The organism is Curtobacterium sp. MCLR17_032, from assembly GCF_003234795.2.
GTDB lineage: Bacteria > Actinomycetota > Actinomycetes > Actinomycetales > Microbacteriaceae > Curtobacterium.
Genome location: NZ_CP126268.1, coordinates 305,922 through 320,453, shown reverse-complemented (window position 1 = coordinate 320,453; position 14,532 = coordinate 305,922). Strand labels below are relative to the sequence as shown.

The 14,532-nt window shown below is 71.5% G+C and carries 15 protein-coding genes; 4 read left to right on the top strand and 11 right to left on the bottom strand.

Translation table 11 applies throughout. From position 1 onward, the window contains the following. The first annotated feature begins 125 nt into the window (after window positions 1–125). Window positions 126–1,136 (top strand): LacI family DNA-binding transcriptional regulator, encoded by a 1,011-nt coding sequence (locus DEI97_RS01575; protein ID WP_253466551.1) that lies wholly within the window; start codon window positions 126–128, stop codon window positions 1,134–1,136. A 72-nt stretch (window positions 1,137–1,208) separates the two neighbouring features. On the opposite strand, the gene DEI97_RS01570 is transcribed toward DEI97_RS01575, so the two are convergent. The 7 genes from DEI97_RS01570 to DEI97_RS01540 form a co-directional block, all read right to left on the bottom strand. After that, window positions 1,209–2,921 carry an MDR family MFS transporter gene (locus DEI97_RS01570; protein ID WP_111076351.1) on the bottom strand — a complete coding sequence of 571 codons (1,713 nt, stop codon included), beginning with the start codon at window positions 2,919–2,921 and terminating at the stop codon, window positions 1,209–1,211. Beyond that, on the bottom strand, window positions 2,918–3,541 hold the full coding sequence (locus DEI97_RS01565) for a TetR/AcrR family transcriptional regulator (RefSeq protein WP_181439371.1): 624 nt from the start codon (window positions 3,539–3,541) through the stop codon (window positions 2,918–2,920). Before DEI97_RS01565 ends, DEI97_RS01570 begins: the two co-directional genes overlap by 4 nt. A gap of 68 nt (window positions 3,542–3,609) precedes the next feature. Further along, complete coding sequence (locus tag DEI97_RS01560; RefSeq protein ID WP_253466549.1) at window positions 3,610–4,092, bottom strand: GNAT family N-acetyltransferase; 483 nt, start codon at window positions 4,090–4,092, stop codon at window positions 3,610–3,612. A gap of 85 nt (window positions 4,093–4,177) precedes the next feature. Then, on the bottom strand, window positions 4,178–4,852 hold the full coding sequence (locus DEI97_RS01555; protein ID WP_111076350.1) for an HAD family hydrolase: 675 nt from the start codon (window positions 4,850–4,852) through the stop codon (window positions 4,178–4,180). Between the two features lie 145 nt (window positions 4,853–4,997). Then, complete coding sequence (locus DEI97_RS01550) at window positions 4,998–5,603, bottom strand: DUF3618 domain-containing protein (protein WP_258376804.1); 606 nt, start codon at window positions 5,601–5,603, stop codon at window positions 4,998–5,000. After that, window positions 5,603–6,052: a phage holin family protein gene (locus DEI97_RS01545; RefSeq protein WP_181439370.1), complete on the bottom strand. Its 450-nt coding sequence runs from the start codon at window positions 6,050–6,052 to the stop codon at window positions 5,603–5,605. The genes DEI97_RS01550 and DEI97_RS01545 overlap by 1 nt, the downstream gene beginning before the upstream one ends. Continuing rightward, window positions 6,049–6,894 (bottom strand): hypothetical protein, encoded by an 846-nt coding sequence (locus DEI97_RS01540; protein WP_111076349.1) that lies wholly within the window; start codon window positions 6,892–6,894, stop codon window positions 6,049–6,051. The genes DEI97_RS01545 and DEI97_RS01540 overlap by 4 nt, the downstream gene beginning before the upstream one ends. A 190-nt stretch (window positions 6,895–7,084) precedes the next feature. Between DEI97_RS01540 and DEI97_RS01535 the strand changes: the two genes are divergently transcribed. The 3 genes from DEI97_RS01535 to DEI97_RS01525 all read left to right on the top strand — a co-directional run bounded on the left by DEI97_RS01535 (window position 7,085) and on the right by DEI97_RS01525 (window position 8,800). Next, complete coding sequence (locus tag DEI97_RS01535; protein ID WP_258376803.1) at window positions 7,085–7,852, top strand: glycosyltransferase family 2 protein; 768 nt, start codon at window positions 7,085–7,087, stop codon at window positions 7,850–7,852. Between the two features lie 379 nt (window positions 7,853–8,231). Further along, window positions 8,232–8,558, top strand: a complete 327-nt coding sequence (locus DEI97_RS01530) for a hypothetical protein (RefSeq protein ID WP_111076348.1) — start codon at window positions 8,232–8,234, stop codon at window positions 8,556–8,558. Continuing rightward, entirely contained in the window at window positions 8,555–8,800 is a 246-nt protein-coding gene (locus tag DEI97_RS01525) for a hypothetical protein (protein WP_111076347.1), read from the top strand. The genes DEI97_RS01530 and DEI97_RS01525 overlap by 4 nt, the downstream gene beginning before the upstream one ends. Before the next feature lie 36 nt (window positions 8,801–8,836). On the opposite strand, the gene DEI97_RS01520 is transcribed toward DEI97_RS01525, so the two are convergent. The 4 genes from DEI97_RS01520 to DEI97_RS01505 all read right to left on the bottom strand — a co-directional run bounded on the left by DEI97_RS01520 (window position 8,837) and on the right by DEI97_RS01505 (window position 14,258). Beyond that, window positions 8,837–10,024 carry an ROK family transcriptional regulator gene (locus DEI97_RS01520; protein ID WP_111076346.1) on the bottom strand — a complete coding sequence of 396 codons (1,188 nt, stop codon included), beginning with the start codon at window positions 10,022–10,024 and terminating at the stop codon, window positions 8,837–8,839. Window positions 10,025–10,168: 144 nt separating this feature from the next. Then, window positions 10,169–12,436, bottom strand: a complete 2,268-nt coding sequence (gene yicI / locus DEI97_RS01515) for an alpha-xylosidase (protein WP_111076345.1) — start codon at window positions 12,434–12,436, stop codon at window positions 10,169–10,171. Next, the gene (locus tag DEI97_RS01510; RefSeq protein WP_111076344.1) at window positions 12,436–13,359 is read right to left on the bottom strand and encodes a carbohydrate ABC transporter permease; all 924 of its coding nucleotides are present in this window, start codon (window positions 13,357–13,359) and stop codon (window positions 12,436–12,438) included. Before DEI97_RS01510 ends, yicI begins: the two co-directional genes overlap by 1 nt. After that, window positions 13,356–14,258, bottom strand: coding sequence for a carbohydrate ABC transporter permease (locus DEI97_RS01505; RefSeq protein WP_181439372.1), 903 nt, complete (start codon window positions 14,256–14,258; stop codon window positions 13,356–13,358). Before DEI97_RS01505 ends, DEI97_RS01510 begins: the two co-directional genes overlap by 4 nt. Window positions 14,259–14,532: the final 274 nt, after the last annotated feature.

Genomic DNA, 14,532 nt, shown 5'->3' with positions numbered 1-14,532 from the left:
CCGGCAGGAGGTCAGGGCCTGACGCGCCATGCACGCCGCGTCAAGCGTTTGACATCACACAGCATCAAGCGCTTGACGTCAAGTCGCCGGGATTCTGCATGCACGGCCGTCGCTAGCATCGACCTGTGCCCACGAGCCCGCGCAGTCGCCCCGCTCCGTCCGGTCGCGTGACCGCCGCGATGGTCGCCGAACGCGCCGGCACGAGCATCGCCACGGTCTCCCTCGTCGTGAACGGCAAGGACCGCGGACGCGTCTCGACGCCCATCGCCGACCGGGTCCGCGACGCCGTCGAGCAGCTCGGCTACGTCGTCGACCACGCGGCGAGCTCACTGGCGCGGGGCAGCGGCGACCTCGTCGTGCTCATCGCCCCCGACCTGTCGAACCCGTTCTTCGCCGAGGTCATCCGCGGCGTCCGCGACACCATCGGCGACCGTTTCCAGCTCGTGCTGTCCGTCACCGAGCGCGGCGAGCAGCCGGTGGACGCCGACGTCCGCCGCTTCGAGCGACTCCGTCCGGCCGGCATCCTGGTGGACGCCCCGGCCGAGCACGCGTCGATGGCCGCGAGCGTCCCCGTCGTCCTGCTCGACGCCCCCGGCGGTCCGGGAGCGGTCAACTACGACCTGACCGCCGGCGTGGAGGCGCTGGTCGCCCACCTCGCCGCCGCCGGACACCGTCGGGTCGCCTACCTCGACGGGACGTCACGTGCGACGACGTTCGCGGTCCGCCGCACGCTGTTCGGGCAGGCGTGCACCGCGGCCGGCATCACGGTGTCACCCGTCCAGGCACAGGCCGACCTGACGATCGACGCCGCCGCGAGCGCCGTCGGGCAGGTCGTCGACGCCTGGCTCGCGGACCGGGTCACCGCCGTCGTCGCGGCCGCCGACACCCTGGCCTACGGGGTACTCCGGGTCGCTGCCGAGCGGGGCATCGCGGTGCCGACGTCCCTGGCCGTCGCCGGTTTCGACGACCTGCCGTCGTCCTCGGTCACGGCGCCGAGCCTGACGAGCGTCGCCCTCCCCGGCGCCGACCTCGGACGCGCAGCGGCACTCCGGCTCCTCGCGACGCTCGACGGCGTCGACGCGCCGGACCCGGCCCTGCCCACCCGCCTGGTCCCCCGCGCGAGCACGGGCGCCTGACCCGACCCACACGACGGACGGGAGGCGCGGCACCCGCTGGCACCGCGCCTCCCGTCCGTCACCTGGTCGCGACTACTCGTCGTGCCGGGTGGTCGACACCGACCCCGTCGGCGAGCCCACCGGCTCGGGTGCGTCCGCCGACGCGGCGGCCGGCGCAGTCCCGTCCCGTCGTGCCCGCTCGAGCGCGTCGGCCTCGTCGCCACCGACCGCTTCACCACGGGCGACCATGCCGGCGACGTCCGCCAGCTGCATCTGCGGGATGAAGAGCGCGAGCACGAGCGCGGCGGCGATGAACGGCAGCAGGTACCAGAACACCGGCGACAGGGAGTCGGCGTACGCGTTCACGATGCCGTCCTGCACCGCCTGCGGCAGCTTCGACAGCGAGGTCGGGTCGATGCTCGAGCTGGCACTGGCCGCGTCGGTCGCGCTGCCCCCGGCACCGCGGAAGACGTCGGTCAGCGCATCGGTCAGGCGTGAGGTGAAGAGCGCTCCGAAGACGGCGACGCCGAGGGAGGCGCCGACCTCGCGGAAGTAGTTGTTCGTCGAGGTGGCGGTACCGACCTGCTCGGGCGGCACGGCGTTCTGCGCGACCAGGACCACGACCTGCATGATCAGGCCGAGGCCGGCGCCGAAGACGAACAGGTAGACGCAGATCAGCCAGATCGGGGTGCTCGCGGCCAGCGAGGTCATGCCGAGCATCGCGATGCCGACCACGATCGTGCCGATGATCGGGAACGCGCGGTAGCGGCCGGTCTTCGTGATGAGCGTGCCGGACAGGATCGAGGTGCCGATCAGGCCGACCATCATCGGCAGCATCAGCAGCCCGGAGACCGCGGCGGACGTGCCCGAGGCCATCTGCAGGAACGTCGGGACGAAGCCGATCGCGGCGAACATGCCGAGGCCCAGCACGAAGCCGATCGCCGTCGCGATGACGAACGTGCGGTTGCGGAAGAACGACAGCGGGATGATCGGGTCCTGCGCCCGCGACTCGACGAGCACGAACGACGCGGCCGCGACGAGGAAGCCGGCACCCCACGCCCACGTCTCCGGCGCACCCCAGCCGTGCTGGCGGTTGCCGCCGAACTCGGTGAAGAACACCAGGCACGCGGTGGTGGCGGACAGCAGGGCGACACCGAGCACGTCGATCCGCTTCGTCGCCTTCTTGCTCGGCAGCGTCAGGGCGAACCACGCGACGGCGAAGGCCGCGATACCGACCGGGATGTTGATCCAGAACGCCCAGTTCCAGGTCATGTGGTCGACGAAGAACCCACCGAGCAGCGGGCCACCGACGGCGGAGAGGCCGAAGATCGCACCGAGCGGGCCGAGGTACTTGCCGCGCTGCGAGGCCGGGACGATGTCGGCGATGATCGCCTGCGACAGGATCATGAGCCCGCCGCCGCCCAGGCCCTGCAGCGCGCGGAACACCACGAACTGCCAGAAGTCGGTCGACAGTGCACAGCCGAGGGACGCCAGCGTGAACAGGGCGATGGCGACGAGGAACAGGTTGCGGCGACCGATGACGTCACCGAACTTGCCGTAGATCGGCATCACGATCGTCGACGCGAGCAGGTACCCGGTCGTGATCCACGCCTGGTGTGCGACGCCGCCGAGCTCGCCGACGATCGTGGGCATGGCGGTCGAGACGATGGTCTGGTCGAGGCTGGACAGCAGCATCCCGGCGATGAGCGCCGAGAAGATGATCCAGATGCGGCGCTGGGTCAGGAGCAGCGGCCCGTCGGCCTGCTGGCGACCCCGGCGGGTGGTGCTCGGCGCGGATGCGCTCATGAGGTGCCTTCCTGGGCGGGGATGGTGATGGCTTCCGTCATGAGACGGAGGTTGGTGTCGAGGAGCTCGTCGAACCGGGGTCCGGACGCCTCGTCGAAGTCGTCGGCGAAGTAGGTGCCGGCGCTGACCCGGATGACGCCGACGGCGGCTTCGGCCACCAGGCGGGCGCGCGGGTCGGCCGGGTCGTGCCAGGCGAAGCGCTGGCGGACGGCGTCGGCGACCTTCTGGATCTGCGTGTCCGTGGCGGACAGGAACCGGGCGGTCAGCGCCGGCTCGCGCTCGAAGACGTGGCGCACCAGGGCTTCGTCAGCGCGGTCGATGCCGGCGACGTGCAGCTGCTCGATGATGAGCGCGATGACGGACGGCAGCGGAGCCAGGGCCGTCGGGACGACGGTGCCCTCGGCGTACGCGGCGAGCAGTGCGGTGTCGGCGTTGAGCTCGATGCCGAGGACCACGTCCTCCTTCGACGCGAAGTGGTTGAAGAAGGTGCGGCGGGAGACGCCGACGCGCTCGCAGAGCTGCTCGATGGTGAAGCCCTGCAGCCCGCCGTCGACGACCGCGCGGCGCGCTTCGGACACCATGCTGCGCCGGAGGGCACGGGTGCGTTCAGCGGTGGTCACCGGGTGATACTTGCACTCCTTCTGCAAGAGTGCAATTCACCGGTGGTGAACTCCCAGTGACGTCTGGGTCAGATCCCCTTCGCGAAGCAGTACGACCACGGCATCGTCTCGGCGTACGGCTCGTACACGTCGATGCGGTCCCACCCGGTCTTCTCGTACAGCGCCACGGCCTCGGGCTGCTTGTCACCGGTCTGCAGGATCAGACGGCTGGCACCCTGCTCGCGGCCGACCCGGGCGCACTCGTCCAGGAGCGCGGTGGCGGCGCCCTTGCCCCGGGCGGCGGCCAGGACGATGAGGCGCTTCAGCTCGATCTCGTCCCCGAGCCGTCGGACGGCGATGTGGCCGAGGACCGTCCCGTCCTCGTCGACGGCGAGCAGGGACGTCACGACGGTGCTCGGGTCGACGGACAGCACGCGGCTGCGCTCGGCCGAGACCTCGGGGGCTTCACCGGGGTTCCCGTCGCCGTAGCGCTCGTGCATCTCCTCGTCCATGGTCGCGCGGAGTGCGACTCCGCGCGGGTCTTCCCAGGGCACGCGCTCGATGGTGATCACGGTCGTCCATCCTGACACGGACCGACGACGGCGCCCACACGCCGGTGCGCGCTCCGGCCGACGCGGCGCCGTGGGACGGGCAGCGTCAGCCGAGCGGACCGATCGGGCTGCCGTCGAGGTCCTCGAGCAGCGCCGCCGCGTCGTCGTACACGGCCGCGGCACCGGCACCGCGCAGCTCGTCGCCGCCGATCCCGCCGGTCATCACACCGATGCACGTCACGCCGACGCGCTCCGCCGACTCGACGTCCCACATCGCGTCGCCGACCATGACGGCGTGGTCAGCATCGACCCCGGCCTTCTGCAGCGCGACCTCGATGATCCCGGGGTCCGGCTTCGCCTGCTCGACGTCCTCGCTGCTCGTGACGGCGGCGATCCACTGCTCGGCGTCGAGGAGTTCGAGCAGCCGGCCGAGCTCGTTCTGCGGGGCACTGGTCGCGAGCACCACGGCGTGCCCGCGACCGGCGACCGCCTCGAGCAGGTCCCGCGCACCGGGCAGCAGGCGCAGCTGCGGCATGTGCTCGGAGTAGAAGGCGGTGTGGAACTGCTTCGCGGTGTCCCGGGTCTCCTCGGAGGCGTCCGGCAGCAGCGACTCGAGCAGCTTCGACGAGTCCATGCCGATCGCCCGGTGGATGCGCCAGGCGTCGACGGACTCCCCCGCCGCGCGGAAGGCCCGCCACCAGGCGTCGATGTGGGCGTAGTTCGAGTCGGCCAGGGTGCCGTCGATGTCGAACAGGACGGCGGTGGTGGGGGTGTCGGACATGGCTCCACCCTGCTCCGTGGGCGACGACCGGCACCTCAGGTGCGCCGGAGGGCGCGGTGGACGGTGCACGAGACGGACGGGAGGCCCGGGACCAGCTGGTCTCGGGCCTCCCGTCCGTCAGGTGCTGACGTCAGTGCCGACGCGTTCAGGCGTTGCGGACGTCGTCCGCGGACGACTGCGCGTTGTCCTGCACGTCGGACGCGGCGCCCTGCACCTCGTCCTTGACCGTCTGGGCCGCGTCCCGCACGGTGCCCGTGAGGTCCTGCGCGTGCTCCTTGGCGGCGTCGAGGAGCGGGGCGCCGGCGTCCTTCGCCTGCTCCTTCGCCTTGTCGACGAGCGGAGCGGCCTTGTCCTTCAGCTCACCGGCGAGCTCCTCCTCCTTCGTGGAGGAGGGCAGGAGCGACGACGCGAGCCAGCCGACACCGAAGGCGATGAGGCCGACGGCGAGCGGGTTGCCCTTCGCCTTCTCGACGCCGCGCGACGCGGTGTCCTCCACGGAGCCCGCGGCGCTCGATCTCGAGCCCGAGACACTCGAGCGTGCCGAGTCGGCGGCGCCCATCACGGAGTCGCGGGCGCTGCCGGCGGCACCCATGACGGACTCGCGGACGTCCTGGAAGCGGCCCTTGACCTTCTCGGTCTGGCGGTGGGCGATGGCGGACGGGTTCACCTTGTCGGCGAGGGCGTCGACGTCCGAACCGAGTTCTCCACGGGTGCGCTCGATGTCGGCGCGGATCTCGTCTGGGGTGCTCATCAGTTCCTCCCGGTGTTGGGCTTGAGTGTCTCGGGGACTTCCTTGACGGTCGCGACCGTCTGGGGGGCGCCGTCGATCTGCTTGATCTCCTTGCGTCCGCGCATCGCGAGGATCGCGGCGACGACGGCGTAGACCACGGCGATGACCACGGCGGACCACGCGTTGCCGATGAGGTACCCGAGCCCCCACCAGGCGGCGATCGACAGGAACAGCAGGGCGAAGAGCCCCGCGACGCCTGCGCCGCCGAACATGCCCGCGCCCTTGCCCGCCTTCTTCGCGGAGTCGGTCAGCTCGGCCTTGGCGAGCGCGACCTCCTGCCGGAACAGCGTGGAGAGGTCACGGGACACCTCGGAGAGGAGCTCACCGAGGGGCGTCGACGCCGCGCGCTCCTCGGCGCTCGGCCGCCCGGGCACCGTCCGACCGGTCGCACCGGGGAACGGATCGGTCATACGAGCGGCCCCGTCCCGGTGGTGCCGGTCGTGCCGGTGCCGGTCGCCTCGGCTTCCTTCTCGTGCTTGATCTCCGTCGTCAGCGCCTTCGCGAGACGACCGGCGAGGATGCCCGCGCCGGCGGCGATCGCGATGAAGGTGCCTGGACGACGTGCGGCGAACGACTTCACCTCGTCGACGAGGGAGCCCGGGTCGCGGCCCTCGAGGTACCCGGCGACGGACCCGGCACGGTTCGACAGGTCGCGGACGACCTTCGCCGCCAGGCCCTGCTCGTCGTCGTTGTCGGCCATCTTGCCGAGGTGGTCGCCGATCGTGCGGAGACCACTGGCGGCCTTCTGCTGCTGGTCGGCGGCCTGGTCCTTGAGGGTGCCGGACGCCTGGCCGAAGAGCTGGCGGGCGTGGTCCGACACCTCGGAGGCGACGTTCGCAGCCTGCTCCTTGGCGGTGCCGGCGACGTTCGCGGCATGCTCCTTGGCGTCCCCGGCGACGTCCGACGCGGCGCTCTTGGCAGCGTCGGCCTTGGCCGTGCCGCCGCCCGAGCTGCCCGAGTCGGAGCTACCCGAGCCGGAGCTGCCCGAGTCGAAGCTGCCCGAGTCGGAGCTGCCGGTGCCGCTGCCGGTCGCGGTCAGGCTGCCGGCGGGGACGGTGCCGGCGGGCAGCTGCTCGTCGGCGGGGATGGCGTCCAGCGGTTCGAGGTCGTCGAAACCGGTGGGGCGCTCGACGGGCGTACCGCTCGCGTAGGACGGGACCGTGACGCCGGGGTGGGTCTCGTGACCCTCGGCGGCAGCCGTGGCGTCGTGGATGGGCGTCCCGGAGTCGTTCCCGGGTGGGTTCGTGGTCATGGTCGGCCTTCCGGTCTTCTCGTCGCGGCGGGCGGTGCACCCGCTGCGTTGGACCTGAACCTGCGCGGGGACCTCTGGGACGGGTTCCAGGAACGCCGATCTGCGCGGATCCCGTGCGCACCCTCCCCGGAACGCCAGAGCAGGAGCGAAACGGACACCCCTCACAGCGGCGCTCCGGTTGGCTCGAGCCATGCCGTCCGTGTCCGTCGTGGTCCCCGTGTTGGACGACGCCGCGCACCTCCGCCGCTGCTTGACCGCCCTGGAGGCGCAGACCCGGCCCGCCGACGAGGTGGTCGTCGTCGACAACGGCAGCTCCGACGACAGCGCGGCCGTGGCCCGGGCAGCCGGCGCCGTCGTCTGCACCGAACCGGTCCGCGGGATCGCCCGGGCCTCGTCCCGGGGCTACGACACCGCCGAGGGTGACGTCATCGTCCGACTCGACGCGGACTCCGTCCCGCCACCGCACTGGATCGCCACCGCCCTCGACCTGCTCGAGGACCCGGACGTCGTCGCGGTCACCGGGCCCGGCCGTCCGTCCGACGCCGGCGCACTCGTGCGGGTCGTCTGGCCGGTCCTCTACATGCGGCCGTACTTCGTGCTCATGCGCGGCGCGCTCTCCCGCCCGCCGCTGTTCGGGTCCGCGATGGCCCTCCGCCGGTCGACGTGGCTCGCGGTCCGCGACCGGGTGCACCGCGATGACCCCGAGGTGCACGACGACATCGACCTGAGCATGCAGTTCGACCCGGAGTGGCGGGTGATCGCCGACCCCGCGCTCACGGTGCGGGTGTCCGCGCGACCGTTCGCGAGCCTCCCATCCGCCGTCCGACGTGCCCGGCGTGCGTTCCACACGTTCCGGGTGAACGGCCGGCGGGGGTCGCCGCCGCGGCGGTGGGCGCGACGGCTGCGGACGGACTGGCGGAACCGCGACCAGGCCCACGCGTGGTGGAGCGGCCGCTGACGAGTTCCGACCGACGAGCTGTCGGCGGGACCACCGGTCGACGGCGTGATCCGTTCGGCGCAGGCTGTACACAGTCCGGACGGACGGCGTAGCGTCACCCCAGTCGCCCTGCCGCAAGGCGCCCGAGGGACCCTGACCTCGTGGAGCGACGACACGCGCCTGCCACTCCCGGAGGCACGCGCAGGCCGTGGACGCCCGCCCCTGACCCGAACGGCGGCGGGCGTCCGCGATCCCTCTCGGCCGCCCGCCGGCCTGCAGGCTCGCCTTCAGCAGCCGACAGCCTGTCGGTATTCCAATTTCATGTTCCTCATTGCAAGACGACCGAGAGTCTCCTACGGTCGAGTCATTGCGACGCGCAACCACTCACCCAGGAGGAACGATGGAATCGGGCCCGAGCACGACGATCTCCGCGGGGCACCTGGACCTCCATCTGACCGTGCCCGGTCGGGACCGACGACTCGGAGCAGGAAAGGACAAGAACGGCGTCTTCGTCGACTTCAACTCGTTCGATCAGCAGGTCATCATCGGCGGAGGCGGAGTCATCGCGGCCGAAGGGCTGTGCGCGCTCGGTCCGGCGGTGTGTGTCATCGCGAACGTCGTCGTCCTGCTTGCATTCACTGCCATCAGCAACAACGGTGGTGTCAAGTGCGGGAAGAGAGTCCTGCGGGTCCACGCTTCCGGCAAGCCGGCACCGTTCTGCGCGTGATCGGGCTCAACCGTGTGGTCACCGCCGTGGTCGGAGTCGTCTCGAGCATCGGGTTCGCAGCGTTCCTCGCGCTGTGCACGCTCCTCGCCGGCACTGCGCTGTCAGTCGGACTCCGGGAGGACGGACATCCTGTGCTGAGCATGGTCGCGAGTGCCGCCGGCCTGGCGCTCGGGGGCGGCAACCTCGGTTGGGCAGTTCGACGTCGGCAGCGGCGAGCGCAGGGGACGCACACCGACCAGTGAGGACTCATGCCACCGATCGAAGGTCGGCGGCGCCGCTCAGCCCGCCGTGGGGTCGGCCAGCACCGATGCGAACGCCAGCTCGGCCGCACCGCGGAACAGCACGCTGCCGACGAGTTCCGCCGGCACGATCCGCAGGTCCTCGCCCATCGCCGTCATCGTCTGCGCGCGGACCGCGTCCTCGAGCCGGGTCCCGACGTGCCGGAGGAGCGTGCCGAGGAACCCGCCCAGGACGACGACGTCCGGGTTCACGGTGTGCACGACGTTGCGGATGGCGACGGCGAGCGCGGTGACCTGCCGGTCGACGACCGCGGCGAGGGCCGGTGCGGGCCCGTCGGCCAGGACGTCGCCGAGCCGGTCGGCCTCGTCGATCCCGAGCCCCGCCGCGTCGAGCAGTGCGGCCTGTGAGGCTTCGGTCTCCAGGCACCCGACGGCACCGCAGTGGCAGCGGATGCCGTTCGCGGCGACGAAGGTGTGGCCGAGCTCCCCCGCGTACCCGGCAGCTCCGGCGAGGGGCCGCCCGCCCGTGATGATGCCGCCACCGATGCCGCTCGCGCCGCCGTTGACGTAGACGACGTCGGTGGCGCCGCGGCCGGCGCCGTAGAGGAACTCGGCCGTGACGCCGAGGTTCGCGTCGTTCGCGGCGCGGACCGGCAGGCCGGTGCGGTCGGCGAGCGGTGCGGCGAAGGCCTCGTCGCGCCAGGCCAGGTGCGGGGCGTACCGGACGACGCCGTCGCCGACGCGGACGATCCCGGGGACGGACACCGCGATGCCGACGACCCGACGGCCCGCGTCCCGCTGCTGATCGGTGGCCGCGGCGACGAGGTCGGTGGCGATGGCGAGGGCCTCGCCGGGCGTCGAGACCGAGGTGGTGCGGACGGTCCGGCGTTCGTGTTCGGTGCCGTCGAGGCCGATGACCGCCAGGGTCACGGCGTCGATCTCGGGCACGATGCCGAGTGCGACGACCTGGGCGGACGCGGACACGGTGGCGCTCGGACGGCCGACGCCGGTCGCGGGTGGGGCGTCCCCCTCGACGACGAGGCCGAGGTCGACGAGCTCCCCCACCAGAGCGGCGACCGTCGAGCGGTTCAGGCCGGTCTCACGGGTGAGCGCCGAGCGGGGCATCGGCCCGCGCTCGTGGACGAGGCGCAGGACCCGGGCCAGGTTGCGGCGGCGGACGACGTCCGTGGTGCGCACCGGACGGGAGGCAGTGCTCGCCTCCGACATGTCCGCTCCGATCGTCCGTCCCGCCAGCGTAGTGCGGCCCGCGCTGGCGGGTGGCGCGGCCCGTCCGCGAGGTTCGCGCTGAGCGACAGCGCTCGTGGTCCAGGCCGCGAGGACTGTCGCTCAGCGCGAACGGGCGAACGGGGTTCAGGCGGGGGTGACCGTGCCGTCCGCCGCGAACGACACCGGGTACGTGACCGCGCGGCCGTCCGGGGACGTCACGACGACCTCCCGCGAGCCCGCTCCCCCCGCACCCGGGAACGCCCGGAACTCGAGCGCCTCGTGGTAGTCGTGGTCCGGCCGGTCGGTGCGGGTGGACAACGGCAGGACCGCACCCTCGCGGACCCACAGCGGCAGGGTGTCGAACCCGTGCCGCTCGCGCCGCCAGACCCCGCCGGTGACGACCTCGCCGGTGAACCAGTTCGTCCACGAGCCCGCCGGCAGCCAGTACTCGACGTCGCCGGACTCGCTGAACACCGGCGCGACGAGCAGGTCCGGTCCGAGCAGGTACTGCCGGTCGCAGTACGCGGCGGTCGGGTCGTCGGGGAACGCCAGCGGCATCGGGCGCATCACCGGCAGGCCCCGCGCCGATGCCTCGAGCCCGGCCGCGTACAGGTACGGCATGAGTCGGAGCTTCAGTTCGGTGAACGCCCGGGTGATGTCGACCGCTTCTTCGTCGAACGCCCACGGGACCCGGTAGGAGCTGCTGCCGTGGAACCGGCTGTGCGACGACAGCAGACCGAACTGCACCCAGCGCTTGAACACCGCGGGGTCCGGGGTGCCCTCGAAGCCGCCGATGTCGTGCGACCAGAAGCCGAAGCCGGACAGTGCGAGAGACAGGCCGCCGCGCAGGGTCTCCGCCATCGACGGGAACGACGAGGTGTTGTCCCCGCCCCAGTGCACCGGCATCTGCTGACCGCCGGCGGTCGCCGAGCGCGCGAAGACGACGGCGTCGCCCGGGCCCTTGGTCCCCTGCAGCACCTCGAACACGGCCTGGTTGTACAGCTGGGTGTACCAGTTGTGCATCCGCTCGGGGTCGCTGCCGTCGGCGTAGACGACGTCGAGGGGGATCCGCTCACCGAAGTCGGTCTTGAAGCAGTCCACGCCCTGGTCGACGAGCGCGCGGAGCTTCGACTGGTACCAGGCGGTCGCATCCGGGTTGGTGAAGTCCACGAGCCCCATGCCGGCCTGCCAGAGGTCCCACTGCCAGACGGTGCCGTCGGGGTTCCGGACCAGGTACCCGGCCTCCGCCGCCTCGTCGAACAGCTTCGACGCCTGCCCGATGTACGGGTTGATCCAGACGCAGACCCGCAGGTCCTTGTCGTGCAGCCGTCCGAGCATGCCGGCGGGGTCCGGGAACACCCGGGGGTCCCACTCGAAGTCGCACCAGGTGAACTCGCGCATCCAGAAGCAGTCGAAGTGGAAGACCGAGACCGGCAGCTGGCGGGCGGCCATCTCGTCGACGAACGACGTCACGGTGGCTTCGTCGTAGTCCGTGGTGAACGAGGTCGACAACCACAGGCCGTACGACCACGCCGGCACCTGCGCCGGACGGCCGGTCAGGGCGGTGTACCGCTCGAGGACCGCCGCCGGGCTGCCGCCGCCGATCACGTGGAACACCAGGGACTCCCCCGGCACCGAGAACTGCACCCGCTCGACGGTCTCGGACCCGACCTCGAACGAGACGTGTCCGGGGTGGTCGACGAGCACGCCGTAGCCGCGGTTCGTCAGGTAGAACGGCACGTTCTTGTACGCCTGCTCGCTCGACGTGCCACCGTCGGCGTTCCAGATGTCGACGGTCTGCCCGTTCTTCACGAGCGGCCCGAACCGTTCGCCGAGCCCGTAGACGAGCTCCCCGACGCCCAGGTCGAGCTGCGCGTGCACGAACCGGTCGGACGTCGGAGCATCCGCGCCCTGGACGCGGGCGTTGCCGACGACGCCTCGGGACACCTCGGCGCCGGGGTCGAGGGTGACGTACCCGAGCGACTTGTGGCCGGAGCCGGTGAGCACGCGCTCGGTGCCGCCCACGTCGGTCGTCACGAACCGCAGGTCCCACGGCGCCCCGGGCGTGACGACGGCCGACAGGTCGCCGGAGGTGAGGGTCCCGACACCGTCCGCGACCGTGGCGGACCCGTGCCCCGCCTCCTTCCCGACCAGGTCGAACGACAGCTCCGGACGGGGTGCCCGGAAGTGCTCGACGCGGACCGTCACCACGCCCTCCATCGGGCTCGACAGCGAGACGGTGAGCGTCGGACGGTTGAGGGTGTCACCCCGCGACGCGATGACCTTCGTCGGAGCGGTGACGACCAGACGGTCACCCTCCGGCGAGGTCCGCGCGTCGATGGCGTACGCCTCCGCGGCGTACACGGGGTGGACTCCGGGCCTGAGTTGCCAGAACCCGTCGGTGAACTTCATTACTTGACCGCTCCTGCCGTGATGCCGCGCGCGAGGGTGCGCTGGAAGATGAGGAAGAACACGAGCGTCGGGATGAGGCCGAGCAGGGCCGACGCGCTCGTGGTGGTGACGTCCATCAGCCGGTCGCCCTGCAGCAGGGAGATCGCGACGGGGACCGTCTGGTTGTCGTTGCTGACCAGGAAGGTCAGCGGGATGAGGAACTCGTTCCACGTCCAGATGAAGAAGAAGATGAGCAGGACCGACAGGGTCGGCCGGCTGATCGGGACGATGACCCGCCAGAGCACGCGCCAGCGTCCGGCGCCGTCGAGGGCGGCGGCCTCCAGGATCTCCTTCGGGAAGGTGCCGTAGACGCTCGACAGCAAGTAGGTGCCGAACGCGGACTGGATCACCGTGAAGACGATGATCACGCTCCACACGTTGTCGTACAGCCCGATGCCCTTGAACATCATGTAGAGCGGGTAGAGCAGGACCTCCTGCGGCAGCATGTTCGCGAGCATGAACAGCACCACGATCCAGGTGCGGTAGCGGACCCGGCCGATGCCGATCGCGAAGGCGTTGAGGATCGAGATGAGCACCGCGAGCAGCGCCACCATCCCGCTGATGAACACGCTGTTCCAGAGCTTCAGCGGGAAGTCGACCCGGTTCCAGAACGTGGTGATGCCGTCGAACGACAGCTGCGTCGGCCAGGCGAGCGGGCCGCCGGCCGCGTAGTCCGCGGGCGTCTTGAACGAGTTGAGCAGGATGAGCAGGAACGGCGCGGCGATGAGCACCGCGATGACGATCCCGCCGGCGAGCACGACCCAGTCGGACGGCCGCTTGCGCCCTCCCTCGCCGGGGCGCTTGCGCGGCTTCGCCGTCGGACGGGAGGCCCGCCCCGCGTCCGCCGTGACGGTCGCCCTGGTGTCGGGTGCGGACACGGTCATCGTGCCTCCTCCTTGCGTTCGGCCCGGGTCTGGGCGGCGATGAAGCCGATGGCGACGATGACGATCACGACGGTCAGCGCGGTGGCGATGGTCGCGCCGTACCCGACCTGCTGCGCCTGGAAGAACTGGCTGTACGAGTAGTAGCTCGGCACGATGGTCGCGTTGCCGGGGCCGCCGCCGGTGAGGGCGTACACGGGGCCGAACACCTTGAGCGCGGCGATCGTGCACGTGAGCACGACGACGAAGATCTCGGGTCGGATGATGTGCACCGTGATGGAACGGAAGCGCTGGAACCAGTTCGCGCCGTCGAGCTCGGCCGCTTCGTACAGCTCCGGGTCGACGCGCTGCAGGGCCGCCATGAACACCACGACCGGGTAGCCGATCTGCACCCAGACGAGCACGACCGCGACGGAGAGCAGGGCGGTGTCCGGGCTGCCGAGCCAGTTGTGCTGCAGACCGTCGAGCCCGACCGCGCCGAGCACCGCGTTGAGCGCACCGTTCTCCGGGCGGAGGATCCACCCGATCACGATCGCGGCGATCACCGCGGGCAGGATCTGCGGCAGGTAGTACGTGGCGCGGAGGAAGCTGGCGAGCTTGCCGCCGAACTTCTTGCCGATCACGTCGAACAGCGCGGCGGCCAGGACGAGGCCCAGGCTGGTCGGCACGATCACCATCGCCAGGATCATCACGATGCTGTTCCGGAACGAGATCCAGAACTGCCCGTCCGCCATCAGCCGGCGCCAGTTGTCCAGCCCGGTGAACTGCGGTGGCAGGATCCCGCGGTAGTTCGTGAACGACAGGTACACGTTCCAGCCGAGCGGCACGAGGATGATCGCGGCCAGCAGGACGAAGCCGGGGAGCAGGTAGAACCAGTAGCTGCCGCGGCCGGAGGCGGGCATGATCGCGCCGTCGTCGCGGCGGCGGGGGCGGGGGACGCGGCCGCGGAGCGGCGCGATCGGAGGACTGGACGCCATCGTCGGGCTTCCCTTCCGGGGAGTGGGGTGGAGCGGGTGAGGGGGCCGGGAGGCGCGGTGCGGGTCGGACGCGCACCGTCCTCCCTCGCAGGCTCGGTCGGCGCGCCCCGCATGACGCTTCGCGTCATTGCTGAGCGGGGCGCGCCCGGGATGGCCGGGTCTGCTGCGTCGACCGGGTCGACCGCGTCGGCGACCGGGG

Bases quoted from the DNA above. Each gene is read 5' to 3' on its own strand.
- DEI97_RS01570 (WP_111076351.1), bottom strand. From the start codon at position 2,921: ATGAGCGCATCCGCGCCGAGCACCACCCGCCGGGGTCGCCAGCAGGCC.
- DEI97_RS01555 (WP_111076350.1), bottom strand. From the start codon at position 4,852: ATGTCCGACACCCCCACCACCGCCGTCCTGTTCGACATCGACGGCACC.
- DEI97_RS01550 (WP_258376804.1), bottom strand. From the start codon at position 5,603: ATGAGCACCCCAGACGAGATCCGCGCCGACATCGAGCGCACCCGTGGA.
- DEI97_RS01545 (WP_181439370.1), bottom strand. From the start codon at position 6,052: ATGACCGATCCGTTCCCCGGTGCGACCGGTCGGACGGTGCCCGGGCGG.
- DEI97_RS01540 (WP_111076349.1), bottom strand. From the start codon at position 6,894: ATGACCACGAACCCACCCGGGAACGACTCCGGGACGCCCATCCACGAC.
- DEI97_RS01535 (WP_258376803.1), top strand. From the start codon at position 7,085: ATGCCGTCCGTGTCCGTCGTGGTCCCCGTGTTGGACGACGCCGCGCAC.
- DEI97_RS01530 (WP_111076348.1), top strand. From the start codon at position 8,232: ATGGAATCGGGCCCGAGCACGACGATCTCCGCGGGGCACCTGGACCTC.
- DEI97_RS01520 (WP_111076346.1), bottom strand. From the start codon at position 10,024: ATGTCGGAGGCGAGCACTGCCTCCCGTCCGGTGCGCACCACGGACGTC.
- yicI (WP_111076345.1), bottom strand. From the start codon at position 12,436: ATGAAGTTCACCGACGGGTTCTGGCAACTCAGGCCCGGAGTCCACCCC.
- DEI97_RS01510 (WP_111076344.1), bottom strand. From the start codon at position 13,359: ATGACCGTGTCCGCACCCGACACCAGGGCGACCGTCACGGCGGACGCG.
- DEI97_RS01505 (WP_181439372.1), bottom strand. From the start codon at position 14,258: ATGCCCGCCTCCGGCCGCGGCAGCTACTGGTTCTACCTGCTCCCCGGC.